The organism is Rhodococcus sp. 5A-K4 (assembly GCF_046097995.1).
Lineage (GTDB): Bacteria > Actinomycetota > Actinomycetes > Mycobacteriales > Mycobacteriaceae > Rhodococcus_F > Rhodococcus_F erythropolis.
In genome coordinates, this window is record NZ_JBJURM010000022.1 from 17,749 (window position 1) to 42,182 (window position 24,434).

Consider the following 24,434-nt stretch of genomic DNA (forward strand, 5'->3'; position numbering starts at 1 on the left):
CTGTGGCTGAACATGATTTGGCGGGTGCGACTATCGCCTTGACCGCAGAACGGCGTGTCGAAGAATTTGCGACGCTCCTCGAACGTCGAGGCGCGGAGATCGTGCGGACACCGGTGATCCATGTGCTGCCGTTGGTGGACGATCGAGACCTGAGGACTCAGACGTCCGCTTTGATTGCCGATCCTCCGGAATTGGTCGTGATCAGTACCGGGATCGGCTTCAGGGGTTGGCTCGACGCCGTCGCCTCGTGGGGTTTGACCGAGGAGTTCCTCGGGGCTCTCGCCCACACGCGCATCATCGCCCGCGGCCCCAAGGCGACGGGTGCCATCCGAGGCGCCGGACTGCGCGAGGAATGGTCGCCTTCGGGTGAGTCGTCCGAGGAAGTTCTGGCACATCTCGGAAGCGAGGGAGTGGCAGGCTTGCGCATCGCAGTCCAGTTGCACGGCACCATCACCGAATGGGAGCCGTTGACGGACCTGAGCGCCTCCCTCGCCGACATCGGCGCGGTTGTCACTCCGGTATCGGTCTATCGGTGGATCCGGCCGCCGGATCAGTCGCCGGTCCGCGCGTTGGTCGCTGCAGTTCGTTCCGGTGCGATCGACGCGCTGACCTTCACCAGTGCCCCCGCGGTCTCCTCGATGCTCAGCACGGCAAAAGAAATGGGCGAGCTGGAGCGGTTCGTCGCAGCGATGCGCGGACCGGTACCGACCTACTGCGTCGGACCGGTGACGGCCGCCCCGCTGGAACTCCTCGGTGTTCCGACCATCCAGCCGGAGCGATCGCGTCTCGGTTCGCTGGCGCGGCTCATCATCGACGACCTGCCCACACGTCGCCACCGCCCGGAGTGACGGCTTCGATCAATGCCCACGCGTTCTCGGCGGGGAGATCGATCACCTCGTAGCTTCCGGTGCCGGCGGGCGTCGCGGCGACGACGGTTGCCACTCCCGCGCGTCGTTGGAAGAACGTCTCGCGCACCGTCCATCCGATGACACCTTCGGATTCGAGACTGTGACGCTGGCGATCGAGCGAGCCGTTTCGGGTGATCAACCATCCGGGTAGTACTGCGTGGCCGAGGCCGTTGTATCGGTCGAAGGCGAGGGCAGTGCCACCGATGGCGAGTACGGCGACCCCGAACCACGCGTAGATCGGTACATCGAGTCCAGAAGCCGCGCACGCCACACAGACCAGGAACGCCACCGCGGCGAGGAACAGTGCTCGGGTGTACCGGCGACGCCGCGCGGCCGGGCCGTGCGGGATCAGCGGGGCGGACGCCTGGCGTGAGTCACCGATCACGGTGGCCATCACTCGCTCGGCTTCCCTGCGTGGTCCCTGTGGGAGTAGTAGCGAAGATTCCTTCTTCTCGGCGCTGACCCCGGTCATGATGGCGTCGAGACGCGCGCCGCGGGCCAATCGCAGCAGGAGCGGTTCCTTGAGCGTCGTGCCACGGAGGCGGGCGCGGTCGAGTGTGGTTTGCCGAGTCTTCAACAGGCCGTGACTGACATGCAGGATGCGGCCGTTGTCGGTGAGTTTCATGTTGCCGAACGCGATCAGGTACTGGACGCAGGCGAGTGCACTCGACAGCACCAGCAGCACGACGAGTGCGATGACGACCATCAGTGCGATGCCGAGGCTCTCGAGTGAGTCGAAGCTGTCGCTCACTGCCGAGGATTTCGCGACGGCAGTGCCGATGCCGTATTGGAACGAGATGCCGATGATCGCTGCGATGATGGCGATTCCGGTGAACGAAAAGGGGGCGTAGCGAACCCAACTCGGTTCCCAGTGACCGATTTCGGTGTCGACCGGTTCGGTGATGCTTTCGACCGGCGTGCCCGGGGTTTCCAGTCGCCGTGCTTGCTGGGCGCCGGCCAACAGTGCGGCGCGTAGGTCCGGAACCAGGGCGGTCGACAGGGCGTTGAGCTCGAACTTGTTCGAATCGTGGCCGCTCCCGGCGCGCTGGCCGGTACCGATGCGCACGATCGACAGTCCGAGCAACCGGTGCATGACCCCGGCCTCGACGTCGACGGATCGGATGCGGCTACGCGGGACGGAGAGCAGCTTTTTCTGGAAGACCCCGGTGCGCAGTTGAACGTGGACGGGTCCGATTCGGTACGTGGTGGTGAAATACCGCAACAAACCGAAGATGACGAGCAGAGTGACGACGCCGAGTCCCCACCAGTGGTTTCCGGATTGGCTGCCGAGAACTACGGAGACGAGTAGGACCGGGAGCAGTTTGACGACTTCGTTGACGGGGTGGACCAGAAGCATGCGTCGGTCGAGGCGGAGCCAGGGCTGTTCCTCTTCCGCGGCCTCGGCAGCTGCCGTTTCCGCCTCTACCGGGATCTCGATCGCGGTCGGGTCGCCCAACTGTTTCTCGTTCACGTCGCGTCTCCCACGTTGGTACCCGCGATCTCCGTCAGTTGAGCCACCGTGCGGTCGGCGACTTCCTGGTCGAGTGCGGAGATCTTCACGGCCCCGGCCGACGACGCTGTCGTGACCGTGACGGTTGCCAGACCCAACATGCGGTCGATCGGTCCGCGCTCGGTGTCCACGGTCTGCACGCGCGAGATCGGTGCGATGCGTCGCTCCTGGGTGAACCAGCCGGTGCGGGTGTACACCGCGGTGTCACTGATCTCCCATCGGTGGACGCGATACCGCCACGCCGGGACCATCAGAATGTAGGTGGCAGCGAAGAGCACGGTGACTGCGAATACGGTGCCGACCACCCAGGACGGGATTCCGGGTATCAAGACGGCACAGACGATTTCGGCGACGATGACGGGTACCCAGAACAGTGAGGCAGTGATTGCCCACAGCCTCGGGGCTTTGGTGCTGGGTCGCCATAAGGGGTCGGCCATGGTCAGCGGTTGCGGCGCAGTCATGGGCACTACTTTGGTCGAGTGAGGGGCGATCTGTCGACATCGGCCCTATCGTGGAGTGTGGCGACCGCGAAGGGAGCACGTGATGACCGAACAAGATGCGACATTCGACCCGGAGGCTCCGGAATCAGATGCGCTCGAACAATCGACACCCGTAGATCCGAACGCCCCTGAAGAACCCGATCTGACCGACATTCCGCTCGACGCGCCAGTGGCTGACGTGGTGGATCAACGAGTCGAGGTTGCGGTCGACGACGACTACCGGCCGTCGTGATCGAGGCGGTGTCGGGGCGGTGAGGCCGCCTACTTCTGGCACCGGGTGGCACTAGTCGTCCCACATGGCGCATGATCGCTAGGTGAACCGAACTGGTGATGACTCCGGCAAACCCACCATGCTTCCGATGCCAGGTATTTCCGCGTCCGCCTCGTCCAGTCCGTCGCCCGGCCCGTCAGCGTCGGCGATGCGGCGAGTTCTCCGTCGTGCACGCGACGGAGCGACCCTGAACGTCGACGAGGCGGCAACGCTGCTGCAGGCACGGGGAACCGATCTGACCGATCTGTGTTCTTCGGCGGCCAAGGTTCGCGATGCCGGTCTGCTGGCAGCGGGTCGGCCGAACACCGTGACGTATTCGCGGAAAGTTTTCATTCCGCTGACCCGTCTGTGCCAGGACAAGTGCCACTACTGCACATTCGTCACGGTGCCGGGGAAGCTGCGTGCCGCTGGGCACGGCATGTTCCTGGAACCGGACGAGGTTTTGGACATTGCCCGGGCAGGCGCCGAATTGGGCTGCAAGGAAGCGTTGTTCACGCTGGGGGATCGCCCCGAGGCTCGCTGGCCGGAAGCCAAGCAATGGCTGGACGAACGCGGCTACGACTCCACCCTCGACTACGTGCGAGCGATGTCGATCCGGGTACTCGAGGAGACAGGCCTGCTCCCACACCTCAATCCCGGTGTGATGAGCTGGCAGGAACTCTCGCGGCTCAAGCCCGTTGCGCCGTCGATGGGCATGATGCTCGAGACGACCGCTACCCGGCTGTTCACCGACAAGGGTGAGTGCCACTACGGCAGCCCGGACAAGGACCCGGCGGTTCGGCTACGCACCCTGACCGACGCAGGCCGACTGAACATCCCCTTCACCACGGGAATTCTTGTGGGCATCGGGGAGAACTTCCTCGAACGTGCCGAGTCGATCATGGCGATACGCAAGTCGCAGAAGGCGTTCGGCCACATCCAGGAAGTGATCATTCAGAATTTCCTGGCCAAGCCCGATACCGCGATGCGCAATACGCCTGATGCTGGACTCGACGAGTTTCTCGCGGCCATCGCCGTCGCACGCCTGCTGCTCGGGCCGACGATGCGGATTCAGAGTCCGCCGAATCTCGTCTCGAACAGCGAGTGCCTCGCGCTGCTCGGCGCAGGCGTGGACGACTGGGGCGGGGTATCACCGTTGACCCCCGATCACGTCAACCCCGAGCGTCCCTGGCCGAATCTCGAGACCTTGGCCGAGATCAGCGCCGAGGGCGGCTTCACGCTGACCGAACGCACTGCGGCTCAGCCGGCATATGTCCTGGCCGGGGCTCCGTGGATCGATCCGCGTATTGCGGGTCACGTGCAGGCGCTGGCGGATCCCAAGACCGGTCTCGCCTTGCCCGACACCAAGCCGGTGGGCCGGCCGTGGCAGGAACCGGACGAGTCGTGGGAATCGAGCGGACGCGTCGATCTCAATACCGAGATCGACACGGACGGGCGCAACACCGAGACCCGCAGTGACCTGGGCAGTGCGTTCGGCGACTGGGAGACCGTGCGCGAACAGGTCCTCGAACTCAGTGCTCCGATTCGCGTCGACACCGATCTGCTGGCTGCGCTCCGCAGTGCCGAACGCGACCCGGCCGGATGTTCCGACGACGAGTACCTGGCCCTTGCCACGGCGGAGGGCCCGGGCCTGGAAGCCGTTGTGGCACTGGCGGATGCGCTGCGCAAGGATGCCGTCGGCGAGGACGTCACCTACGTGGTGAACCGGAACATCAACTTCACCAACATCTGCTACACGGGCTGCCGATTCTGTGCGTTCGCGCAGCGCAAGGGTGACGCCGACGCGTTCACGCTGTCGGCAGAGCAGGTCGCCGACCGTGCGTGGGAAGCGCACGTCGCCGGCGCAACCGAGGTGTGCATGCAGGGCGGTATCGATCCGGAACTTCCCGTCACCGGTTACGCCGACCTGGTCCGGGCCGTCAAGAAGCGCGTGCCGTCGATGCACGTCCACGCGTTCTCTCCGATGGAGATCGTGAACGGTGCATCGCGCAGTGGTGAGAGCATCAGGGATTGGCTGACGGCCCTTCGTGAGGCGGGCCTGGACACCATTCCCGGTACGGCAGCGGAGATCCTCGACGACGAGGTGCGCTGGATCCTCACCAAGGGCAAACTGCCGACGGCGGAATGGATCGAAGTGGTCACCACGGCGCACGAGGTGGGGCTGCGGTCGAGTTCGACGATGATGTACGGGCATGTCGATCAGCCGCACCATTGGGTCGGGCACCTGAACGTTCTTCGCGGAATCCAGGACCGTACAGGCGGATTCACGGAGTTCGTGCTGCTGCCGTTCGTTCACCAGAGCGCGCCCCTGTACCTGGCGGGCGCTTCCCGGCCAGGGCCGACCAATCGGGACAACCGCGCTGCACACGCGTTGGCACGCATCATGCTGCACGGCCGCATACCCAATATCCAGACCAGCTGGGTCAAACTTGGCATCACCGGAACGCAGATGATGCTCAACGGCGGCGCCAACGACCTCGGCGGAACGCTGATGGAGGAGACGATCTCGCGGATGGCCGGCTCCGAACACGGTTCCGAGAAGACCGTCGCAGAACTGCGCACCATCGCCGAGGGAATCGGACGTCCGGCACGCGAACGAACCACCACACATGCACGACGCGAAGGAGCGATTGCCTGATGGCTGACGTACTGGGGGACCGCAAGGTCGTCGAGGTTCTCGATCGAGCGGTGTGGGGGATCAACCCGGTTCTCGACCTCGCCTACAGCGATCCGCTCGGTATCAAGCGTCGGACGTTCGAGCCGACCGATCCCGAGCGAAACGCTGCTGCGATGGTGTTGGACGCGGCCGCTTGGGTCCTCGACGTCGTCAAGTTCCCCGGGACGGCGGCGTGGTCGGTGATGACCGACGAGCAGCGCTCGAAGTGGTGGACGACCCGGTTGGGTGCACTCAACACCGTCGCCGTCGCGTTTCCCGGCATCTTCGGCGTCCTCCTCAATCGGTTGCCGATCCAGGACCTGCTGGCCTTCGCGAATCAGGCCGTTGTGCTCGTTGCGGTTGCCCGTGAACACGGAGTGACCGAACGGGATCAGCAGGTGGACCTCCTGGCGTCGGTGCTGTGCCGGCGTGAGACCAAGTCCCGAGATCTGCTCGCCGGTGAGGATTTCGCCGAAAAGTCGGTCAGCGGCACCGACGAGACCTGGCGCCCGTTCGCGCTCATCGGCACCTTGTGGCGCACGTCGAAGACTTTTCGTGCCATCACGGACGAGCTGCACAAGCGGCCGTCGCGGACGAAACCGTACGAGATTTTCGGCAAGATTCCGGTGGTCGGCGTCGTGGCGGATTATCTCGGTGAGCGCGGCGCTTTGGTCCGCGCTGCTGCTGCGGGGGAGAAGTGGATTGCGATTCGGTCGAGGAACATCACCGCAGTAGGCTGAAATGTGTTACCCCCGCCTGCTCAGAGTCGGTTGGCAGGGGGATAATAGGCTGTTCCCGCGGTACGTGAGAGTCGTATCGGATTTTCGGCCCCTTGCAACTGCGTGTTGCGGCGGCGATGCACGACAGGAAGGCAGGGAGATCGGCAGTGACCTACACGATTGCTGAACCGTGTGTAGATGTGATGGACAAGGCGTGCATCGAAGAATGCCCTGTCGACTGCATCTACGAGGGTGGACGCATGCTTTACATCCACCCCGACGAGTGTGTCGACTGCGGCGCGTGTGAGCCTGTCTGTCCCGTCGAAGCCATCTTCTACGAAGACGACGTCCCGGACCAGTGGAACGCGTACATCAGCACCAACGTCGATTTCTTCGACGATCTCGGTTCGCCGGGTGGAGCGGCCAAGCTCGGCAAGGTCGACTACGACACGCCGTTCATCAAGGCGCTGCCTCCCATGGGTGAGGAATAGAGATCTTGTCTCGTACTCCGGTGGCCGCTGGGCTTCCTGATTTTCCGTGGGATTCGCTCGCCGACGTCACGGCGAAGGCGCACTCTCATCCCGACGGCATCGTGAACCTGTCCGTGGGAACGCCGGTTGATCCCGTTGATCCGGTGATACAGGAGGCTTTGTCCTCTGTTGCCGAGATACCCGGATATCCGACGACGCACGGCACGCTCGCACTTCGCGAGGCCGTAGCGGAGTCACTCGATCGCCGTTACAACATTCCCGACGTCGATCCGGCAGCGGTCCTGTCGGCGATCGGCACGAAGGAAATGATCGCGTGGCTGCCGACATTGCTCGGTCTCGGAGCCGACGATCTCGTGGTCATTCCGGAGTTGGCATACCCGACGTACGAGGTCGCGGCGAAGCTGGCAGGCGCTCGCGTCCTGCGCGCCGACGGCTTGAACAAGCTCGGTCCCGAGTCGGCGGCGATGATCTTCGTGAACTCGCCGTCGAACCCCACCGGCAAAGTGCTCGGCCTCGAGCACTTGCAGAAGGTCGTGGCCTGGGCGCGCGAGCGGGGCGCGATCGTCGTCTCCGACGAGTGCTACCTCGGATTGACGTGGGAAGCGGATGCGCTCTCCATTCTCGATCCCCGGGTCAACGACGGCGATCTGACCGGTTTGCTTGCGGTCCACTCGCTTTCGAAGACGTCCAATCTCGCGAGCTATCGCGCCGGGTTCGTCACCGGTGATCCGGCTCTGGTGTCGGAACTGCTCGAGGTGCGAAAGCACGCGGGCATGATCCTGCCGTTGCCGATCCAGGCGGCGATGACCGCAGCTTTGGGCGACGACCAACACGAGAACATCCAGCGCGAGCGGTACCGCGAGCGTCGCAGCGTGTTGATCGAAGCTGTTCGAGGCGCCGGATTCACCGTCGACAATTCCGAGGCGGGTCTGTACCTCTGGGCGACGCGCGGCGAGGAATGTCGAGCGACGGTCAGTTGGTTCGCCGATCGTGGGATTCTCGTTGCCCCCGGTGAGTTCTACGGTCCGAGCGGGAGCAAGCACGTGCGGATCGCGCTCACTGCAACAGACGAACGAATCGCCGCGGCAGCAAAGCGCCTCTCCGCCTGAACCGTGTGCTTTCCCAGGTGTCAGGTTCCCTGATGTCGGTATCGGTCCGATGTAAGGTCGCGCTGTGACCACCTCAGGGACCGGCGGCTTGGACGCGGTACTGATTTTTGCTGTCGTTGTCGCCTCGGTTGCGCTGATGCTCGTGTGGTTGAAAAGTCGTCGAGTTTTCGGAGAGTTCCCACTCTCGGCAGCTCTCCTCTGGCTGATGGTTGCAGTGCCGTCCATCCTGCAGGCGCTGATACCAGGACTACTCGAGATGTTTCGTCGTGATCCCGCATTGATTCGCGACGGTCAATGGTGGCGCATTCTGACTTCCGTGCTCGTCCAGGACGGAGGGGTCGCAGGAACCGTCACCAATCTCGTGACCCTGGCTGTGGTTGCACCGCCTGCGTTCCGGCTCTGGGGCGCCGCACGTGGCTGGGCTCTCTTCCTGTTCGGTCAACTGTTGTTCGGTTTGCTGACCACCGCAGTCTTTCCGTCGACCGGCGCAGGAAACTCCGGTGCCACACTTGCTCTGGCAGCGGCGGCCGCGGGGATCGGTGTTCTGGTGCGCCCGCGAATGCCTGAGATTGTTCTGACGGCCGTGATTGTCGTCGGCGGCGCAACCCTGGTGACGGTCGATGACGCGCACGGATTCGCCGTTCTTTCCGGGGCGCTCTTGGGGGCGGCGCTGGTGACGCTGTTCCCTCCGCACTCGATAGATGCGCGTCGGGCAGGAGAAAGTTTGCGACCATCGGCGCTGTGAGATGCTGTCGTGGTGCTGCTGAGATCACTGAACCCCCTTGCTGTCGCCCGCGGTGACGACCTCGACGCCGCCGTGACGATCGGTGACACGGTTCTCTCGCGGAGTGCCATTCTCGGTGCCGCGACCTCGGTCGCGGAACGAGTGGCGCAGGCCGATCGGGTTGCCGTATTGGCAACTCCCACAGCAAAAACGATCCTCGCCGTCGTCGGGGCATTGATTGCCGGTGTCACCGTTGTGCCGGTCCCGCCGGACTCGGGGAAGGCTGAGCGGGAGCACATTCTGCGTGACTCGGGTGCTCAGGCGTGGCTCGGTGAAACGGACGACCACTGCGACACTCTGCCGGTAGTTCCCGTCCGGTTGCACGCTCGCTCGTGGCACAGCTATCCCGAACCGGCACCGCAGTCCACAGCATTCGTCCTGTACACGTCCGGAACCACTGGCCCACCGAAGGGCGTTCTGCTCAGTCGCTCGGCCATCGCAGCCGGGATCGACGCGCTTGCCGAGGCCTGGGACTGGACGTGGCGAGACACGCTCGTGCACGGGCTTCCGCTCTTCCACGTGCACGGACTGATCCTCGGAATCCTCGGCCCCCTCCGGATCGGCAGCCGGGTGATCCACACCGTCAAGCCGACGCCGGAAAATTACGCCCGGGCGAAAGGCTCCCTCTACTTCGGTGTTCCCACCGTCTGGTCGCGTATCGCCGAGGACGAAGAAGCTGCCCGCGCGTTGTCCGGTGCCCGACTTCTGGTTTCCGGTAGTGCGCCGCTTCCTGTGCCTGTCTTCGAAAAGCTACGGGACCGAACAGGATTGACGCCCATCGAGCGATACGGCATGAGTGAGACGATGCTGACTCTGAGCACACGTTTCGACGGCGAGCGACGCCCAGGGTGGGTCGGCGTGCCGCTGCGCGGAGTCGAGACTCGTCTTCGTGACGAGAAGGGCAACGACGTGCCACACGACGGCGAGAGTATCGGCGGTCTACAGGTACGTGGGCCGATGCTTTTCGACGGCTACTTGAACCGTCCAGACGCAACCGCCGAGTCCTGGACGGAGGACGGCTACTTCAAGACCGGTGATGTCGCCGTCATCGACGAGGGTGGGTTCCACCGAATCGTCGGCCGCGAATCCATCGACTTGATCAAAACCGGTGGATTCAGAGTCGGCGCCGGCGAGATCGAGACCGCCATCCTCGGGCACCCTTCGGTGTCCGAAGTTGCGGTGATCGGTGTCCCCGACGCCGATCTGGGTCAGCGGATCATCGCCGTCGTAGTCCGTAAGCCCGGGAGCCCCGAGGTCACCGAAGCTGAATTGGTCGAGTTGGTCGGGGCTGAGTTGTCGGCGCACAAGCGTCCCCGTGAGGTTCGCTTCGCCGAGACTCTGCCGCGTAACGCGATGGGCAAGGTCCAGAAGCGCGAGCTCTTCTGAGAAGAGTAGTTTGCTGAAAAGTCGCTGTGACGCTTGAAGGTTCGTGACTTCGGTCGGACTGTCCCGGAATATGGGCTCGTCGGTTCTCCGACGATTTAGCGCTAGTTGGAATTTCTGTGTTCTTGGCTACACTACCGCCCGGTAGGGATAGCTCCAGTCGCACGCATGCCGTCGGTATGTCCTAGTGCGAGTGGCCTCGGAAGGGCAGATTTCATGGCGGGCGGACGGCATTCGAGTCCTGACAGCGGGCGATCGATCGGGTTCTACGCAGTGGGTGGGTTGGTTGCCGTCGCGGTAGTCGCTACCGGGGTGGTGGTCTTCAAGGCAACACAGTCCGATTCCTGCGAGAGCGTCGACGAGTACTCGCTGGCAGCAGATCCTGCGATCGCGCCTGCAGTCACGGAGATCCTCGCAGAATCGTCGCCGGAGCAGACAGGCTGTTCGCGGATCACAGTCACCTCTGCGTTGCCAGGCGACGTAGCGGGAACCCTGGGTAAGGGCGTGGACGCACCGGACATGTGGATACCGGATTCGACAGCGTGGGTCGGCAAAGCTGCACTGACGGCCAAGGGACCGGTTGCTGCCGCCGGCGGTTCGATCGCCACCTCGCCTGTCGTCCTCGCCTCCGGCGGTGGCGAGCAGTTTGCCAGTTGGCTCACGGCGCTTCAGGTTCCCGATCTCGCGCTGGGCAATCCGTTGTTCACCGGGGTTGCGTCGGCGCCCATTCTCGGAGCCCTCGCGGAGACCGGGGCCACCTCCGAATCGGTTCGAGCGGCCCTGGTACCCCATGCCCAAGCAGAGAGCGTTCGTACCGAAGATCAGCCGGTAGGGCAGAAGATGCTCACCGAATTGGTCAGCTCCGGCAAGGTCGGTGTTTCGACCGAGCAACAGGTCGTCGAGTTCACGAAAGCCGAGTCGAAGATTTCCGCGACAGTACCGGCGACTGGAACCATGATCATGGATTACCCCCTGGTGGTCAGTGCCTCGGCGCCGGATCGGCACTACGCGGCAGCGAAGAAGAGTGACGCCATCGCCGACCTGCTGCACAGTGAATCTGCTCAGGAAGTGCTGACACGCAGCGGTTTCCGTACTTCCGGCGGTGGAGCTGTCGAAGGTGGAGTTGGTGACGTGACGGCCTTGACGGTCTCCGAACAGTCGGTGGCCGATCAAACGCTGGGCGCTTGGGCTCTGATGGCCAAGCCGATCCGGACACTCGTTGCGATCGACGTGTCTGCGTCGATGGACTACCCGGCAGCAGGCGGCAAGACGCGCATGCAGTTGACCACTGCTGCCGCTCTCGCCGGCAATCAGGTCTTCCCGGACAGTGTCGCTGCCGGTCTCTGGGCGTTCTCCCAAGGTATGAACGGAACCCAGGACTTTCAGGAATTAGTGCCGATCAGGCGCTACGACACCATCGTCGACGGCATGACTCAGCGAAAGTTGATGGCTGATCAGGCGAACCGTCTCACCGAACTCAAGCGTGGCGCCACCGGTTTGTATGACACGACTCTGGCCGCCTTCCGTAAGGTGCAGGAATCGTACGATCCGCGAGCGGTCAACAGCGTCATCATCTTGACCGACGGTGCCAACGAAGATCCCGACAGCATCAGCCGTGAACAGCTGCTCGATGTTCTTGCACGCGAGCAGGATCCGGCGCGTCCGGTCATCATCGTCACCATCGGCATCACCGATGACGCCGATGCGGCGGCACTCGCCGATATCTCCCGCGTGACGGGCGGTTCGACGTACATCGCTCGAGACCCCTCGGAGATTTCCGAGGTGTTTGTGAACGCACTGGCTCACCGAGGATCGTGAGCCACGCCGAGGACCTCAGGCCGCGTCGGGACCGGCCCAGGGGGTCGGAAGTGGCGGAGCCTCAGACGAATATCGGTGCCCGGTAGGCGTCGTCGTGGTGAAGGTGTGCCGGGTACCTGGTACAGGTTCGGCAGACCAGTCCGAGCCCTGTTTCGCGTAGTTGCATGCCGCGCACAACCCGGCACCGTTGGCTGCGCTGGTGAGGCCACCCCTCGAGTGATCGCGAATGTGGTCGCGGTGGCGAACCGGCGCGTCGCACCACGGAGTGCGGCAGCTTCGATCCCGGAGTTCGATCAATCGTGCCAACCCCTTCGGGAAGGTTCTCGCGGTGGATTCCATTGCGGTCAGTGCGCCCGTATCGGGGCGTGCGTAGAGCTTTCGAACCGTTGTCATGGTTTCGGAGTCCTCGCCGGACAAGGTGATCCATTCACGTGCGATGGCTGCTGGAACAGGTCCGTACCCGTGGACGTGGGCAGGGTCGGTACCGTCGCCCAGTAGCGACTGGTCGGAGACAACGAGATTTACGGTGACGGGTGTCGGTGTGGCGCGGCCGATTCCGGTGACCCGCTCGACCAGGAGATCAGCCATGATTTGAGCTCGCGTGCGCTTGTCCCCGCCGGCAAGTACGGAATCTGCATCGCGGCCGAGCGTGGCATATACGGCGGTACCCGCGGCAGCGGGAAGTAACACATTGAGCCAGCACATCGTGTCGGGCGCAGGCCGTGACGTCACGCGTCTGTCTCTTACGGCTTTGCGTGCTCGTCTGGCAACACTGTCTGCGTCTATTTCCGCAGTGCGTGCGCGGATTCTTTCTGTCAGTTGGTGGGTGCCACATCCGTCCAAGATTGCAGCGTCGCAGCAGAACTCGCGATCCAATGCAGCGCGATCCTGGACTGTGAGACACGCAGTTTCACGCATGAGAATTGTTGCTTGATGCTCACTGATGGAGCCACGGACAAGTAGTCGAAGTGTGTGCGGCATCTCGTCGTTCAGTGCGCGGGCCAGGTTGAGATGCTGAGTTCCGAACCATGCCGACTCTCGCCGTGCGAGGGCAATCTGCGCGTTGATTCCACGGCCCTGGTACGAGCGCGGAACTCCCCGTTCGCCGCGGTCCTTGCGGGTTACCGTGTCGAGATCGGCAGCCAGCAATGCCTGGGCCCCAGCGCAACTGGCCTTCAGCTCTTCCAGTGCGCGTAGTAGATCCACGCGAGCTGCGTTGTCGATGGAACGATCCATGCTGACGAGTGACGCTCGGAATTGTCCGATCGTCTCTTCGGATATCGTCTGTTTGGATATCGCCTGTTCAGATACTTTCGTCGTCACTTTTACCCCCCGGTAGTGTCGAACATACATTCGATACTAGCGCCGACAATGAACGCACGCAACGGCTTTCTCTGTTGGCGTCCGAAAGTTCCGACAGTTCGGTTTTTCATGGTTGACTGGTCCTCATGATCGAGTTGAGGGGATTGACCAAGGTTTACGGACCGACGAAAGCGGTGGACGATTTGTCGTTCACGGTCAAGCCGGGCATCGTGACGGGCTTTCTGGGCCCCAACGGTGCGGGTAAGTCGACGACGATGCGGATGATTCTGGGTTTGGATCAGCCGACGTCGGGTGCGGCGTTGATCGACGGCAAGCCGTACCGCGAGCTCAAGACACCGCTGCGGACGGTGGGCGCGTTGTTGGATGCGAAGTGGGTGCACCCGAACCGCAGTGCGCGGGCGCATCTGCAGTGGATGGCCGCTTCGAACGGGATCCCGAAGTCCCGCGTCGACGAGGTGCTCGGGTTGGTCGGGTTGTCCGAGGTGGCGGGCAAGAAGGCCGGCGGGTTCTCGTTGGGTATGTCGCAGCGTCTCGGGTTGGCGGGTGCGTTGTTGGGTGATCCGAAGGTGTTGTTGTTCGACGAGCCGGTCAACGGTCTCGATCCGGAGGGCATCGTCTGGATTCGTAAGTTCATGCAGCGGTTGGCGGCCGAGGGTCGCACGGTGCTGGTGTCGAGTCACCTTCTCTCGGAGATGGCGTTGACGGCGGAGCAGTTGGTGGTGATCGGCCGGGGTCGGTTGATTTCGGATTCGACGGTGGCGGAGTTCGTGGATCGTTCGTCGGAGTCGACGGTGCGCGTGCGTAGTCCTCAGCTCGATGCGTTGCGCAGTGTGTTGCTCTCGCAGGGGTTGACGGTGCGTGAGGACGGTTCCGGTGTTGCGCCGGCGTTGGTGGTCGTGGATTCGACGACTGATGTGATCGGTGGTTTGGCTGGTTCGCAGGGAATCGTGTTGTACGAGTTGGCGTCCCAGCAGGGTTCGCTCGAGGATGCGTTCATGAAGTTGACCGGAGACGATGTCCAGTACCACGCGTCCGGTATCGATCCGGGTGCTGGTGCACACCATGCAAATACGCAGCAGGCAAACACACAGCAGGCTATGGGAGGTGCACTGTAATGGCTGTTCTCAGTGCTGAACGTATCAAGATCACCACGACCAAATCACCGTTGTGGTGCACGATCATCATCATCGTGCTCGGGTTGGGACTCGCTACGGTTTTCGGACTGAGCGCCAAGTCGTCGCTCAGTAGCCCCAATGGTGCAATGATGCCGACAGTGTCGGGGGCGCTCAGTGGAGTGACCGGCTTCGGTGTGTTGGTTCTGATGATCATGGCGGCTCTCGCGATCACCAGCGAATATCGCTTCGGGACCATCCGCACCACCTTCCAGGCAGTTCCGAACCGCGCTTCGGTGCTCATCGCCAAAGCGGGCCTCATCGGTGGTTTCGGAGCGGTACTGACTCTCGTATTGTCTTTCGGCGCTTTCGCTCTCACGAAGGCCACATCAGGTGACGCCGGAAGATTCCTGACTCTGTCTGGCGACGATAACTGGCGGGTCGTCTACGGAACACCGATCTACGCGTTCTTCTGCGTAGTTCTAGCCGTAGGAGTGGGTGCGTTGCTCCGGCAGTCTGCGGGTGCTATCGCATTACTGCTGTTGTGGCCCTTGCTGATCGAGAATCTGTTCAACCTGTTCGGAAGTATCGGCGAGAAGATCATGCCGTTCCTGCCGTTCATGAACGCCAACAACTTTCTCGGTTCCGGCGGTAGCGTCGACTTCCACTGGGGACCCTGGGGCAGCCTGGTCTACTTCGCCCTCTTCGTGCTCGTCGTATTCGGCCTCAGCATCGTCGTCGTGAACAGGCGGGATGCATAGGCGAACGGATCAGGCGGGCTGATTCTGCTTACGCCAACGGGCGTTCAGGAAACCCAATGCCGCGATCACGAGGAACAACACGGTGGTCGAGATCAACTGTGCACGGGCATCGGCGTCGAAGAGCATGAGGACGACGAAGACGCCAAGCATCGCGAGAGTCGCGTAGCTCAGATACGGGAACAGCCACATACGAACTGTCAGCTTGCCCGACGCTTCGAGTTGTTTACGCAGTCGCAGATGCGAGACGACGATGAAGATCCAGATGACGAGCAGCGCGGCGCCGACTGCGTTGAGCAGGATGCCGAGCAGGTCGTCGGGGAGCAGCCAGTTGAGCAGGACGCTGACGAAGCCGAAGAACACCGACAGCAGAACGGCATTGGTCGGAACTCCGGTGCTCGACAGTTTCGCCATGAAAGCGGGTCCGTCGCCGCGGCGCGAAAGTGAGAACGCCATCCGAGAGGTGCCGTAGATGTTGGCGTTGAACGCGGACAGCAAAGCCACTACGACGACCAGTTCCATGAACCCGGCAACGCCCGGAATGTTCGCCTTGTTCAAGACGGCCACAAACGGGCCGCTCTCGAGTTCGGGGTCGTTCCAGGGCAGCACCAGAACCATGATGGAGATGGCACCGATGTAGAAGACGCTGATGCGCCACACGACGCTTCGCACAGCGACGGCGATGGAGCGTTCCGGATTCTCGGATTCGGCTGCGGCGATGGTGACGATCTCGATCCCACCGAAGGCGAACGCCACGACGAGCAGTCCTGCGGCAATGCCAGACAACCCATTGGGCATGAAGCCGCCCTGCCCGAACAGATTGCTAGTACCGACCGGATCGGTATCGGGGAGGATGCCGAACACCAGCAGGACGCCGATGACGAGGAAGGCGATGATGACGGTGACTTTGATTGCGGCGAACCAGAACTCGAACTCACCGAAGTTGCTGACCTTCGCCAGGTTCACCACGGCGAAGAACACCACGAAGACCAGGGCGACAACCCATTGCGGGATCGACGGCACCCAGTCGTTCACGATCGCCGAGGCTCCGGTGATCTCGGCGCCCAGCACCATGATCAGCATGAACCACTAAAGCCGCGCTAGGGATGGTGTACCTTCGGCTCGTGCGCACATTTATCTACTGCCGGATCTCCGCTGACCGCGAAGGCGCCGGCCTCGGCGTCGAGCGTCAACGCGAAGACTGTGAACGACTTGCCGAAGCCCTCGGGTGGGAAGTGATCGAAACCTACGCCGATAACGACATCTCGGCGTACTCGGGTAAGCGGCGCCCGGACTACGAGGCGATGCTCGACGCTCTGAAGGACGGTCGCGCGTCAGCCGTCATCGCGTGGCATACCGATCGAATGCACCGTTCGCCCGCCGAGCTCGAAACGTTCATCGGGATCTGCGAGAAGCATTCAGTGATCGTTCGGACGGTGCAGGCAGGCGAACTCGACCTGTCGACCCCGACCGGACAGATGACGGCCCGAATCGTCGGCGCCGTCGCCCGACATGAGATCGACCATGCCCGTAAGCGGATGACTGCAGCGCACGCGCAGAGCGCTGTCAACGGGAAGGCACACGGCCGTGTGCCGTACGGATACCGAGGCGTCCTCGACGAGTCCGGCAGCAAGATCGTCAAGCGCGAACCCGACGAGAAGCAAGCGCCGGTAGTCCTCGAAATCGCCGACCGGATACTCGCGGGTGAGTCGATGTGGTCGATCGCTCGGGATCTGAACGATCGCGGTGTGCCACCGGGCGGCAAGTCGAAGGCGTGGCGGGCATCGCTCATGGTCGAAATGATTCAGCGGCCGACGTACGCGGGAATCCGTACACACAAGGGGGAGAAGACTCCGGGGCAGTGGCAGCCGATCATCACCGTCGAGCAGCACGACCGGATCGTTTCGATCCTGTCTGACCCGCGACGGAAGACGCACCAAGGCTCGGCACCGAAACATCTTCTGTCCGGTATCGCCACGTGCGGCGAGTGTCAGGCGCCGGTCATTCGGCTGAAGAACCACGGCTATTCGGCGTACTCGTGCGACGGCCCGACACGATGCGTCTCGCGGCGCCTCGATTGGGTGAACGGACTCGTCGAGCAGGCGATCATCGAATGGTGCGAAGCGCAAGATCCCGCAGACCTCGAACCCGTCGAAGGTGCACCGGACTATCGCGCCGAGGAACGCGCGCTTCAGGCACGGCTCGACGAAGCGACCGACGGGTACGCGAATCAGGTGCTGACGCTCGCGATGCTGACACGGATCAAAGCGACGATCGAGCCGCAGATCGCCGAGGCGCAACGCCGAGCGCGTGAGTCGTCGAAGAACCCGCTCGTGTCGTTTCTCGTCGGCGCTGGCGCGGCTGAACGATGGTCCGGAATGACGATCGTCGATCAGAGATCGGTCGTGCGCTCGCTGTGTACCGTTTCGATCAGAAAGTCAGGCAGAGGCAAGCGCCGTGATCCTGACGACATTGTCCTAGCGTGGCTGTAAATTCGGACATGCCCGGTATTAAACCGGTCATTCTTTCCGGCAGAGAAACGAGAACAACGACATGCCCGACGCTATTGCTGCCGCTATCGAACGCGCGATGAGGGACCGATCTGTCACCGCCGTCGATGTGGGTGAGGCCATCAATCAACCTGTGCGCACAGTCTTCGACTGGCTCGCCGACGCTTCGTCGATGACGCTGCCGACACTCGTCGATATCGCGAATTTCCTTCAGGTACTGCCGTCTTCGTTCTTTTAGAGTCCGAGCCGACGTTCAGCGCTCTGCATGACCTGCACCGCACTCAGCCCTAGTGCGGTGCAGATCGCGCGCAGTTCGGATAGGTCGATCGGCTGACCACCGGCAAGAATCTTCGAGATCGTCGAGCGGGGAATACCTGAAGTCTCTGCAAGCTGCATCTGTGTCATGCCTTGTTCGATCCTCGCGGCCCGCAGTTCATCCGCGACTGCTGCCGTGTATTCGTCCGCGCTACGCGCTCCCTGTGCCATATGGAACAACTTACCTGAAAGTTAGGACGTTCTGCCCCATATGGAACAGAGGAACGCTCTTCTGTTACCGAATCGTTACTGACAACCTTGGAATTCCCCATATAGAACACGTATGGTGTCCTATATGGAACACACCAACGCCCACACAGTTGCCGAGTCCATTCAGGAATTACTTGACGCACAGAAGATCTCGCGTCGGGAACTCTCACGAAGGGCCGCAATCGCAAACACGACCCTCGATCGCCACATGATCGACGACGCCTTCACCGTCCCTCAGCTCTTCGAGATCGCACGGGTACTCGGCGTCCTGCCGTCCATGCTGATGTCGAAGGCAGAGGCATCGCTCGCGGCATGACCCGCGAATTCACCGAAGCCGAGCGCGCATGGCTCGACAAGGTGGCAGCAGCTAGAAAGCCTGCAACGGCCCAACAGCTCGATCTGATCCGAGGCGCATACGCCCGATCGGTACCTCAGCAGCACAAGCAATCGGCATAGCGCCAACACAATTCGATTACGCCCACGGACGGCACGCGGCGAAAGCCAGCAGTGAAACAGTGTCCCGACGGTTCTATATAGGTCATCACGGCGAAGATATTGGCGATCATCACACTCGATCTCGGGTGGTCGCTTACACCGCAGAGAGGCCCGCAGGTCGGCGGGAGGTGCACACCTTTGCGAGGGAACGAAAACCGGGGTGGCTCGAAACCATATGTTCAACAACAACTATGGGAGAACAGTCATGAAACTGACAAAGGAAGACTTGAACGCCGTCGCATTCGCGCTCGGCATTCCCGCGAAAGAACTGCCCGCCGTAGCGCAGGCAGCTGCACGCGCAAAGGCGCAGCCTAAGCCTCGGACACGCAAATGATCGGGGTCGGGTACCTATTCGTCATAGGTGCCTACGCGCTCGCCGCTTATCTGTTCTGGCCTATTAAGTTTGAAACCGCCGACACCGCATTCGACGACGTGAAGCGAATGAGGCTCGCATGAACGAATCAGAGCTACTTCAGCATCTCGACGCGAGTATCGAACTACGTTGCGACATACCTCAAGTCGCAGGGCACGAATGCCCGACTATCGCCGAGTTCACCGCCGAATACCACGACTGCACAAACGGTTTCAAGCACGTCCTGATCTCGCGGCGCTGCATCGAATACATCGTGTACACGGCGAACACGCGAATGACGCACTGCCGAGACTGCCAAACGGACTTACTCGGGTGGGCGGCCTGGCTTCGCAACATTCGACCAATCAAGGAGACGAAATGACAGAGCAACCCGCACCCGAAGTAATCGACGTCGAGCCAGTATCGGACATGGTTAATCGGGCGGTACTCGTCGCCGCACTCGTGAAGTCGATCATGGGAATCAAGTCGATCTCTTCAACCGGACTCGACGAAGTGATGAGCAAAGGCGCGAAGGAAACTGCGACCCGAATCTACATCGAAGACGGTGAGCAGAAAGAGGAAAAGCTCGGCACCGTATCGAAGTCATTCCCCGATCCGATCTCGACGATCGTCGACCCCGAAGCGCTCGACGCATACCTACGGGAAACGCGCGCAGATCAACTCGAATGCCGATACGTCCTCGGGAACCTCGAAGAGGTATATGCCGTACTCATCGAGCACGCCGAGCATCTACTGACGATCGACGAAGTTGTGCCGCAGTGGATGGTGGACCTCGCGAAGAAAGAGGCACTGATCGTCGGCCGAAAGATCCCCGGCATAAAGGTCACCCGGCCGCCCGGTGTTGTAACCATCCGGCCTAACACGGCCGCGCAAGCGCTCGCCGAATCTGTACTCGCACAGTCCCAGATCCCGCTATTCGCGATCGAGGCAAAGAAATGAATTTTCAGATCAAAGTCGATCTTCTGAACGCCGCAAACATTCTCGAGTCCGGAGGGTGGGGGCAAGGTGGCTACATCATCTCGGGCGACCCCGAAGACTCGACGTACTGCTATTGCGCTGCCGGTTCGATCCTGCGTGCCGTCGGCATCCCTCCCGAAAACATCGACGCCGACGACTACACAGGGACCATCGAGCAAGAGGACAGGTACGAAAAAGCGATGGATGCGCTCGGCACATCGCTCGGACTGTACGAATCGGCTAACCCGTTCAGTTGGGCCGACTGGAATCGAATTGTTCCGACCTGGAATGACAGCCCGGATCAAACCGCAGAGAACGTCATCGCGAGCATGCGCAAAGTAGCCGGAGAACTGAAATGACACTGAACACAAGACAACCCACAGGCGCAGTGCCCTACCCGCTAGTGCTGCTCGAAGGCGAAGAGTTCGCCGGTAAGTCGTGGATGCTCGCCGAGCTGTCGGCATCCGACAAGGTCGGTCGCACATTCTGGCTCGACCTCGCTGAAGGTGCGGGCGACGAGTACGGGTCAATCGACGGCGCCCGGTACGAACTGATCGAACACGACGGCCGGTGGTCGACGATCCTCGGTCAGGTGGCAGCAGCTCGGGACGAAGCGCAACGCGCAGCCGACGCCGGTGAGAAGCCCGTGGTGCTCGGAATCGACACCGTCACCGCCGAATGGGACATACATAAGGCGTACGTCGATATGCGCGCCCGCCGACGAGACCTGAAGTCAGGCAAGCTCGTCGACAACCCTGACGCCGAAGTGGTCATCGGTTCGGACCTGTGGACGATCGCCAACGATCGGCACCGGGAACTCATGCAGATTCTGAAGACGTTCCCCGGCATCGCCGTCATGACAGCGCAGGGCACCGAGGTCGCAGTGAACGACGCGAGCGGTAACCCGACGGGTGAGAAAAAGTGGCGTGTCGACGCACAGAAGAAAGTCGGCTTTGACGCGACAGTGTGGGTTCGCATGAAGCGCTCGGAACCGCCGACCATCATCGGCGCCCGGTCCCGGCACATTCACGTTCGACCGGGTAGCGACGATCCGATCGTCATTCCCGATCTGACACTCGAAGCGCTCGTGTTCGACATCTTGAAGTGCGAACCGGCGAAGGCTCACGTACGCGACCTACCGAGTCAGCTCGACATCGCCGACATGGCCGCGATTGCATCCGTTGCGACGACACGCGAACTCGTGAATGAAGCATGGGAACTCGCACAAGACATCGAAGTGTTGGACTGCGTCACTGACAGCGGCGAGACCATCCGAACGATCCTGCAGACGCAGGCAAGCGTTATCACTGCTGCCGAGATCGAAGCCGCGAAAGTTGGTGCGTAGTGGGCAAACAGAAGACGGATGACGGGAACCTCGCATTCGAGTTCGACATTCATCTCACCTATCGGGCGCACGCCGAGGATGCACTGAACCGTGTGATCCTTCGCGGTAAACCGTTTTCGGTCGACGATGTGCGTGCACTGATCCCGACATCGGTGAAGCCGGGACCGAAGGAAGTCAACATTCTGCCGTCTGTGATGGGTTCCGCGAAGAATGCGGGCCGAATCACGCGAGTCGATTCGAAGGTGTCGAATCGCAAGACGCGCAACGGTTCACGCGTCGGCGTATGGATCAGGAAGGCGACACCATGAACTATCCAGTCGGTAGGCCGATGACTCGATTAGCCCTCGCGGGCACGCAAATGGAACTCGTCGACAAGCAGTCAACAGTCGACCACGTGAGCCGATTGCTGGCTGTCGGACTGTCGTTCGCCATGATCGCCCGAGCAGCTGGCATAACTGAAACGACCATCACGAATATGCTCGACGGTTCGAGTGCGCAAATACGGCGCGGTGTCGCAGATGCCCTCGCAAGTGTCGACGGTAAACCGCATCGACAGCAGTCATTCGTTTCGAGCGCTGGGACGCGCAGAAGGATCGAAGGGCTAGCGGTTCTCGGCTTCTCCGTGAACTATGTCGCAACAGAACTCGGAGTCGATAAGTCGAACTTCGCGAAGATACGTAAGCGTCAAACAGTCACGTACGAAACCTATTCCGCTGTAAAGGAGTTGTTCGACGGCGTCGGTGCCGACGGCGGGTGCACTCGCACGAAACGGTGGGCAGCATCGAACGGATTCGTTCACCCATTGCTTTGGGACGACATCGACGACCCGTTCGCTGAACCGCTGAAGCTCGGCAGAGATACCGGCCCGCAGCTCGTCGACGATGTCGTGGTGCAGCGACTCGTATCAGGACGGGTCACCGACGCGACGATCACCGAACGTCGAGCGGCATTCGCACGGCTCGACGCACAAGGGCTGTCATGCCAACAGATCGCGTCGATCCTTCGCACCACCGTGCGCACCATCGACCGCTACCGCGCACAAACACGCGCAGCATAGGAGAGCACAGCAATGGAACTCAGAATTACGAAATCGGAACTCACGTCGGCGGTGCTCGATGTGTTGCGAGTGCTACCGGCGAAAGCTGTGACACCGATCCTCGGCGGCATCCTCATCGAAGCTGACTTCGCTTCAGTATCGTTCTCTGCCTTCGACTATGAACGATCCCTGACAGTGAGCGCGTCGGCTGATGTGTCGACCCCTGATCGGGTGCTCGTCTCCGGAAAACTACTTGCGGGCATCGCGAAGGTACTGCCCGCGAAACCTGTCACGCTGAAGGTCGACGGTCAGGCACTCGTCATAACCGCAGGCGCTACGCGGTTCACGCTGCCGCTGATGCCCGTCGAGGACTTTCCGCACCTGCCGAAGCCTGACGAGCCGTCGGGAACGATCGACGCTCGTGTGTTGATCGACGCAATCGAACGCGCAGCGTCAGCGGCCGGCAAAGACGAGACGCTGCCGATGCTGTCGGGAATCAAGATCGAAACCGTCGGCACTGCAATCACGTTCGCGTCAACTGACCGCTTTCGCATGTCCTGCCACACAACCGAATGGGCGCCCGGTGTCGCCGACTCGGAACTGTCGGTGCTGGTCGGCGCTGCCGAGATGAGCGACCTCGCGAAAGCGCTGACCGAAACGGATGAGGTGACACTGCACTTCGGTGACGGCACACTCAGCGTCACGACGGCCCGATCGACCGCAACGATTCGACTTCTCGACTGCGAGTTCCCGAAGTTCCGACAACTCTTTCCAGCCGAATACGGCACCGTCGTATCCGTCGAAACTTCGCAGCTATCGGATGCCCTAAATAGAACAACGGTCATGCAAGGGGGTGCGCCGCACGTCCTACTTGACATGTCTGAGAAAGGGATTCGCGTACACCTCGAATCGGAGGGCACGGGCACAGTAGCCGAGTGGATCGAAGCGAACGTCTACGGCGACGACGTTGAGATCAAGACGAATGCGCAGTACCTACGGCAAGCGCTCGCCGCGACCCGTGACGACATGGTGACGCTCGGCATCGTCAAAGACAACAGGCCCTTTCTCGTGCATCCCGGCACGCTCACATCGCCCGATATGCACATGCCGTTCTCGGCACCCGAATCGGAATACAGGCATCTCGTAATGCCAGTCAGGAAGTAGTGACATGAGCGAGTCAACTGCCCGCATCGTTTCGATCGGGCAAACCGAGGTAGTGCTCGAAGGCGACTTCGACGGCACCGACCAACTGCAGTTCCGGCCGGGACGCGAAATCAGATTCGTGTCAGCGCAAGAGTTCGAAGATCTGCAGGCGTCGGCAAATGAGGCGTATTTCTGTGGGTGTGAAGACGCCGGGGTGCACAAGGTCGCACGCAAGCGCGCCGAGGATGAACGCGACAAGGCACGCAAAGATCTGCAGGACGAAGAGGATTCGCACCGCGACACGATCCGGCAGCTGAACGAAGCGACACAGGAGATCCTGACGCTACGAGCACGTGCATCGTGAGATCGGACGAAAAGAACGGTCGGCGCATCGTCAGAGAACGATCGGGCGGCGACTGTGAGGCCCGTATCCAAGGCATCTGCACGGGTCGGGCCGAATCGGTACATCACCGTAAGAACCGCTCGCAGGGTGGCAGCTGGGCGCCGTCGAATCTGCTGCATCTGTGCGGCGACGGTGTACGCGGCTGTCACGGCTGGATCACCGAGCATCCGGCCGCGTCGTACGCGAACGGGTGGGCTGTCCGTGGCTGCTGGAATCCCGAATGGATCGACGTACACCTCGGTCGCGAAGTCGTCCGTCTGGACGATGCAGGCAACTACCAACGAAGACAAGAGGAGGGCTGACCG

At 61.9% G+C, this 24,434-nt stretch carries 29 protein-coding genes and 1 pseudogene; 25 read left to right on the plus strand and 5 right to left on the minus strand.

Annotation, left to right across the window (positions count from 1 at the left end; genetic code table 11):
* Nucleotides 1-2: 2 nt before the first annotated feature.
* Entirely contained in the window at nucleotides 3-848 is an 846-nt protein-coding gene (locus tag ACKAMS_RS24560) for a uroporphyrinogen-III synthase (protein WP_003945251.1), read from the plus strand.
* Here the strand turns inward: ACKAMS_RS24560 and ACKAMS_RS24565 are convergent.
* Both ACKAMS_RS24565 and ACKAMS_RS24570 read right to left on the minus strand, forming a co-directional pair.
* Nucleotides 808-2,379: a PH domain-containing protein gene (locus ACKAMS_RS24565; protein ID WP_081305368.1), complete on the minus strand. Its 1,572-nt coding sequence runs from the start codon at nucleotides 2,377-2,379 to the stop codon at nucleotides 808-810. The genes ACKAMS_RS24560 and ACKAMS_RS24565 overlap by 41 nt on opposite strands.
* Nucleotides 2,376-2,879, minus strand: a complete 504-nt coding sequence (locus tag ACKAMS_RS24570) for a PH domain-containing protein (RefSeq protein ID WP_007726268.1) — start codon at nucleotides 2,877-2,879, stop codon at nucleotides 2,376-2,378. Before ACKAMS_RS24570 ends, ACKAMS_RS24565 begins: the two co-directional genes overlap by 4 nt.
* A gap of 82 nt (nucleotides 2,880-2,961) precedes the next feature.
* Between ACKAMS_RS24570 and ACKAMS_RS24575 the strand changes: the two genes are divergently transcribed.
* From ACKAMS_RS24575 to ACKAMS_RS24610, 8 genes are all read left to right on the plus strand, one after another.
* Nucleotides 2,962-3,150, plus strand: a complete 189-nt coding sequence (locus ACKAMS_RS24575) for a hypothetical protein (protein ID WP_003945217.1) — start codon at nucleotides 2,962-2,964, stop codon at nucleotides 3,148-3,150.
* 118 nt (nucleotides 3,151-3,268) lie between these two features.
* The gene (locus tag ACKAMS_RS24580) at nucleotides 3,269-5,827 is read left to right on the plus strand and encodes a bifunctional FO biosynthesis protein CofGH (protein ID WP_408989737.1); all 2,559 of its coding nucleotides are present in this window, start codon (nucleotides 3,269-3,271) and stop codon (nucleotides 5,825-5,827) included.
* Nucleotides 5,827-6,585, plus strand: coding sequence for a hypothetical protein (locus ACKAMS_RS24585; protein WP_019744515.1), 759 nt, complete (start codon nucleotides 5,827-5,829; stop codon nucleotides 6,583-6,585). The genes ACKAMS_RS24580 and ACKAMS_RS24585 overlap by 1 nt, the downstream gene beginning before the upstream one ends.
* 146 nt (nucleotides 6,586-6,731) lie before the next feature.
* Nucleotides 6,732-7,055 (plus strand): ferredoxin, encoded by a 324-nt coding sequence (fdxA, locus tag ACKAMS_RS24590; RefSeq protein WP_003945248.1) that lies wholly within the window; start codon nucleotides 6,732-6,734, stop codon nucleotides 7,053-7,055.
* A gap of 5 nt (nucleotides 7,056-7,060) precedes the next feature.
* Nucleotides 7,061-8,164: a succinyldiaminopimelate transaminase gene (dapC, locus tag ACKAMS_RS24595; RefSeq protein WP_408989683.1), complete on the plus strand. Its 1,104-nt coding sequence runs from the start codon at nucleotides 7,061-7,063 to the stop codon at nucleotides 8,162-8,164.
* A 64-nt stretch (nucleotides 8,165-8,228) separates the two neighbouring features.
* A complete protein-coding gene (locus ACKAMS_RS24600; RefSeq protein ID WP_020908478.1) occupies nucleotides 8,229-8,909 on the plus strand; it encodes a rhomboid family intramembrane serine protease in 681 nt (226 codons plus the stop codon).
* A gap of 12 nt (nucleotides 8,910-8,921) precedes the next feature.
* Entirely contained in the window at nucleotides 8,922-10,334 is a 1,413-nt protein-coding gene (locus ACKAMS_RS24605) for an acyl-CoA synthetase (RefSeq protein WP_283384330.1), read from the plus strand.
* A 213-nt stretch (nucleotides 10,335-10,547) separates the two neighbouring features.
* A complete protein-coding gene (locus tag ACKAMS_RS24610) occupies nucleotides 10,548-12,149 on the plus strand; it encodes a substrate-binding and VWA domain-containing protein (RefSeq protein ID WP_070385335.1) in 1,602 nt (533 codons plus the stop codon).
* Nucleotides 12,150-12,164: 15 nt separating this feature from the next.
* Here ACKAMS_RS24610 and ACKAMS_RS24615 read toward each other — a convergent pair whose 3' ends face one another.
* Entirely contained in the window at nucleotides 12,165-13,385 is a 1,221-nt protein-coding gene (locus ACKAMS_RS24615) for an HNH endonuclease signature motif containing protein (RefSeq protein WP_254664932.1), read from the minus strand.
* A gap of 212 nt (nucleotides 13,386-13,597) precedes the next feature.
* Between ACKAMS_RS24615 and ACKAMS_RS24620 the strand changes: the two genes are divergently transcribed.
* Nucleotides 13,598-14,587, plus strand: coding sequence for an ABC transporter ATP-binding protein (locus tag ACKAMS_RS24620; protein ID WP_020968852.1), 990 nt, complete (start codon nucleotides 13,598-13,600; stop codon nucleotides 14,585-14,587).
* Nucleotides 14,587-15,345, plus strand: coding sequence for an ABC transporter permease (locus tag ACKAMS_RS24625; protein WP_020908473.1), 759 nt, complete (start codon nucleotides 14,587-14,589; stop codon nucleotides 15,343-15,345). Before ACKAMS_RS24620 ends, ACKAMS_RS24625 begins: the two co-directional genes overlap by 1 nt.
* 9 nt (nucleotides 15,346-15,354) lie before the next feature.
* On the opposite strand, the pseudogene ACKAMS_RS24630 reads toward ACKAMS_RS24625, so the two are convergent.
* Nucleotides 15,355-16,431: pseudogene (locus ACKAMS_RS24630) on the minus strand (amino acid permease); the annotation flags it as partial.
* A gap of 35 nt (nucleotides 16,432-16,466) precedes the next feature.
* On the opposite strand from ACKAMS_RS24630, the gene ACKAMS_RS24635 reads away from it, so the two are divergent.
* Together ACKAMS_RS24635 and ACKAMS_RS24640 are read left to right on the plus strand one after the other, a co-directional pair.
* Nucleotides 16,467-17,834, plus strand: a complete 1,368-nt coding sequence (locus ACKAMS_RS24635; RefSeq protein WP_408989684.1) for a recombinase family protein — start codon at nucleotides 16,467-16,469, stop codon at nucleotides 17,832-17,834.
* 61 nt (nucleotides 17,835-17,895) lie between these two features.
* Nucleotides 17,896-18,090 (plus strand): helix-turn-helix transcriptional regulator, encoded by a 195-nt coding sequence (locus ACKAMS_RS24640; RefSeq protein ID WP_102999522.1) that lies wholly within the window; start codon nucleotides 17,896-17,898, stop codon nucleotides 18,088-18,090.
* Here the strand turns inward: ACKAMS_RS24640 and ACKAMS_RS24645 are convergent.
* Complete coding sequence (locus ACKAMS_RS24645) at nucleotides 18,087-18,338, minus strand: helix-turn-helix domain-containing protein (RefSeq protein ID WP_102999521.1); 252 nt, start codon at nucleotides 18,336-18,338, stop codon at nucleotides 18,087-18,089. The genes ACKAMS_RS24640 and ACKAMS_RS24645 overlap by 4 nt on opposite strands.
* Nucleotides 18,339-18,462: 124 nt before the next feature.
* Between ACKAMS_RS24645 and ACKAMS_RS24650 the strand changes: the two genes are divergently transcribed.
* From ACKAMS_RS24650 to ACKAMS_RS24705, 12 genes are all read left to right on the plus strand, one after another.
* Nucleotides 18,463-18,693 (plus strand): hypothetical protein, encoded by a 231-nt coding sequence (locus ACKAMS_RS24650; RefSeq protein WP_408989685.1) that lies wholly within the window; start codon nucleotides 18,463-18,465, stop codon nucleotides 18,691-18,693.
* Nucleotides 18,690-18,833: a hypothetical protein gene (locus tag ACKAMS_RS24655; protein ID WP_408989686.1), complete on the plus strand. Its 144-nt coding sequence runs from the start codon at nucleotides 18,690-18,692 to the stop codon at nucleotides 18,831-18,833. Before ACKAMS_RS24650 ends, ACKAMS_RS24655 begins: the two co-directional genes overlap by 4 nt.
* A gap of 244 nt (nucleotides 18,834-19,077) precedes the next feature.
* Nucleotides 19,078-19,206, plus strand: coding sequence for a hypothetical protein (locus tag ACKAMS_RS24660; RefSeq protein WP_408989687.1), 129 nt, complete (start codon nucleotides 19,078-19,080; stop codon nucleotides 19,204-19,206).
* 118 nt (nucleotides 19,207-19,324) lie between these two features.
* Nucleotides 19,325-19,606: a hypothetical protein gene (locus ACKAMS_RS24665; protein WP_408989688.1), complete on the plus strand. Its 282-nt coding sequence runs from the start codon at nucleotides 19,325-19,327 to the stop codon at nucleotides 19,604-19,606.
* Nucleotides 19,603-20,184, plus strand: a complete 582-nt coding sequence (locus ACKAMS_RS24670; protein WP_102999518.1) for a hypothetical protein — start codon at nucleotides 19,603-19,605, stop codon at nucleotides 20,182-20,184. The genes ACKAMS_RS24665 and ACKAMS_RS24670 overlap by 4 nt, the downstream gene beginning before the upstream one ends.
* Nucleotides 20,181-20,561: a hypothetical protein gene (locus ACKAMS_RS24675; RefSeq protein WP_408989689.1), complete on the plus strand. Its 381-nt coding sequence runs from the start codon at nucleotides 20,181-20,183 to the stop codon at nucleotides 20,559-20,561. Before ACKAMS_RS24670 ends, ACKAMS_RS24675 begins: the two co-directional genes overlap by 4 nt.
* Nucleotides 20,558-21,547 (plus strand): hypothetical protein, encoded by a 990-nt coding sequence (locus ACKAMS_RS24680; protein ID WP_408989690.1) that lies wholly within the window; start codon nucleotides 20,558-20,560, stop codon nucleotides 21,545-21,547. The genes ACKAMS_RS24675 and ACKAMS_RS24680 overlap by 4 nt, the downstream gene beginning before the upstream one ends.
* Nucleotides 21,547-21,855, plus strand: coding sequence for a hypothetical protein (locus ACKAMS_RS24685; protein WP_408989691.1), 309 nt, complete (start codon nucleotides 21,547-21,549; stop codon nucleotides 21,853-21,855). Before ACKAMS_RS24680 ends, ACKAMS_RS24685 begins: the two co-directional genes overlap by 1 nt.
* Complete coding sequence (locus ACKAMS_RS24690) at nucleotides 21,852-22,604, plus strand: hypothetical protein (RefSeq protein WP_408989692.1); 753 nt, start codon at nucleotides 21,852-21,854, stop codon at nucleotides 22,602-22,604. Before ACKAMS_RS24685 ends, ACKAMS_RS24690 begins: the two co-directional genes overlap by 4 nt.
* Before the next feature lie 12 nt (nucleotides 22,605-22,616).
* Entirely contained in the window at nucleotides 22,617-23,747 is a 1,131-nt protein-coding gene (gene dnaN / locus ACKAMS_RS24695; RefSeq protein ID WP_408989693.1) for a DNA polymerase III subunit beta, read from the plus strand.
* A 4-nt stretch (nucleotides 23,748-23,751) separates the two neighbouring features.
* The gene (locus ACKAMS_RS24700) at nucleotides 23,752-24,090 is read left to right on the plus strand and encodes a hypothetical protein (protein WP_408989694.1); all 339 of its coding nucleotides are present in this window, start codon (nucleotides 23,752-23,754) and stop codon (nucleotides 24,088-24,090) included.
* Nucleotides 24,087-24,431, plus strand: a complete 345-nt coding sequence (locus ACKAMS_RS24705; protein WP_408989695.1) for an HNH endonuclease — start codon at nucleotides 24,087-24,089, stop codon at nucleotides 24,429-24,431. Before ACKAMS_RS24700 ends, ACKAMS_RS24705 begins: the two co-directional genes overlap by 4 nt.
* Nucleotides 24,432-24,434 lie beyond the last annotated feature (3 nt).

Bases quoted from the DNA above. Each gene is read 5' to 3' on its own strand.
- dnaN (WP_408989693.1), top strand. From the start codon at position 22,617: ATGGAACTCAGAATTACGAAATCGGAACTCACGTCGGCGGTGCTCGAT.
- ACKAMS_RS24670 (WP_102999518.1), top strand. From the start codon at position 19,603: ATGACAGAGCAACCCGCACCCGAAGTAATCGACGTCGAGCCAGTATCG.
- ACKAMS_RS24625 (WP_020908473.1), top strand. From the start codon at position 14,587: ATGGCTGTTCTCAGTGCTGAACGTATCAAGATCACCACGACCAAATCA.
- ACKAMS_RS24675 (WP_408989689.1), top strand. From the start codon at position 20,181: ATGAATTTTCAGATCAAAGTCGATCTTCTGAACGCCGCAAACATTCTC.
- ACKAMS_RS24575 (WP_003945217.1), top strand. From the start codon at position 2,962: ATGACCGAACAAGATGCGACATTCGACCCGGAGGCTCCGGAATCAGAT.
- ACKAMS_RS24690 (WP_408989692.1), top strand. From the start codon at position 21,852: ATGAACTATCCAGTCGGTAGGCCGATGACTCGATTAGCCCTCGCGGGC.
- ACKAMS_RS24580 (WP_408989737.1), top strand. From the start codon at position 3,269: ATGCTTCCGATGCCAGGTATTTCCGCGTCCGCCTCGTCCAGTCCGTCG.
- ACKAMS_RS24655 (WP_408989686.1), top strand. From the start codon at position 18,690: ATGACCCGCGAATTCACCGAAGCCGAGCGCGCATGGCTCGACAAGGTG.
- ACKAMS_RS24620 (WP_020968852.1), top strand. From the start codon at position 13,598: ATGATCGAGTTGAGGGGATTGACCAAGGTTTACGGACCGACGAAAGCG.
- ACKAMS_RS24700 (WP_408989694.1), top strand. From the start codon at position 23,752: ATGAGCGAGTCAACTGCCCGCATCGTTTCGATCGGGCAAACCGAGGTA.
- ACKAMS_RS24660 (WP_408989687.1), top strand. From the start codon at position 19,078: ATGAAACTGACAAAGGAAGACTTGAACGCCGTCGCATTCGCGCTCGGC.
- ACKAMS_RS24610 (WP_070385335.1), top strand. From the start codon at position 10,548: ATGGCGGGCGGACGGCATTCGAGTCCTGACAGCGGGCGATCGATCGGG.
- ACKAMS_RS24680 (WP_408989690.1), top strand. From the start codon at position 20,558: ATGACACTGAACACAAGACAACCCACAGGCGCAGTGCCCTACCCGCTA.
- ACKAMS_RS24640 (WP_102999522.1), top strand. From the start codon at position 17,896: ATGCCCGACGCTATTGCTGCCGCTATCGAACGCGCGATGAGGGACCGA.
- ACKAMS_RS24585 (WP_019744515.1), top strand. From the start codon at position 5,827: ATGGCTGACGTACTGGGGGACCGCAAGGTCGTCGAGGTTCTCGATCGA.
- ACKAMS_RS24645 (WP_102999521.1), bottom strand. From the start codon at position 18,338: ATGGCACAGGGAGCGCGTAGCGCGGACGAATACACGGCAGCAGTCGCG.
- ACKAMS_RS24570 (WP_007726268.1), bottom strand. From the start codon at position 2,879: ATGACTGCGCCGCAACCGCTGACCATGGCCGACCCCTTATGGCGACCC.
- ACKAMS_RS24650 (WP_408989685.1), top strand. From the start codon at position 18,463: ATGGAACACACCAACGCCCACACAGTTGCCGAGTCCATTCAGGAATTA.
- ACKAMS_RS24615 (WP_254664932.1), bottom strand. From the start codon at position 13,385: ATGGATCGTTCCATCGACAACGCAGCTCGCGTGGATCTACTACGCGCA.
- ACKAMS_RS24665 (WP_408989688.1), top strand. From the start codon at position 19,325: ATGAACGAATCAGAGCTACTTCAGCATCTCGACGCGAGTATCGAACTA.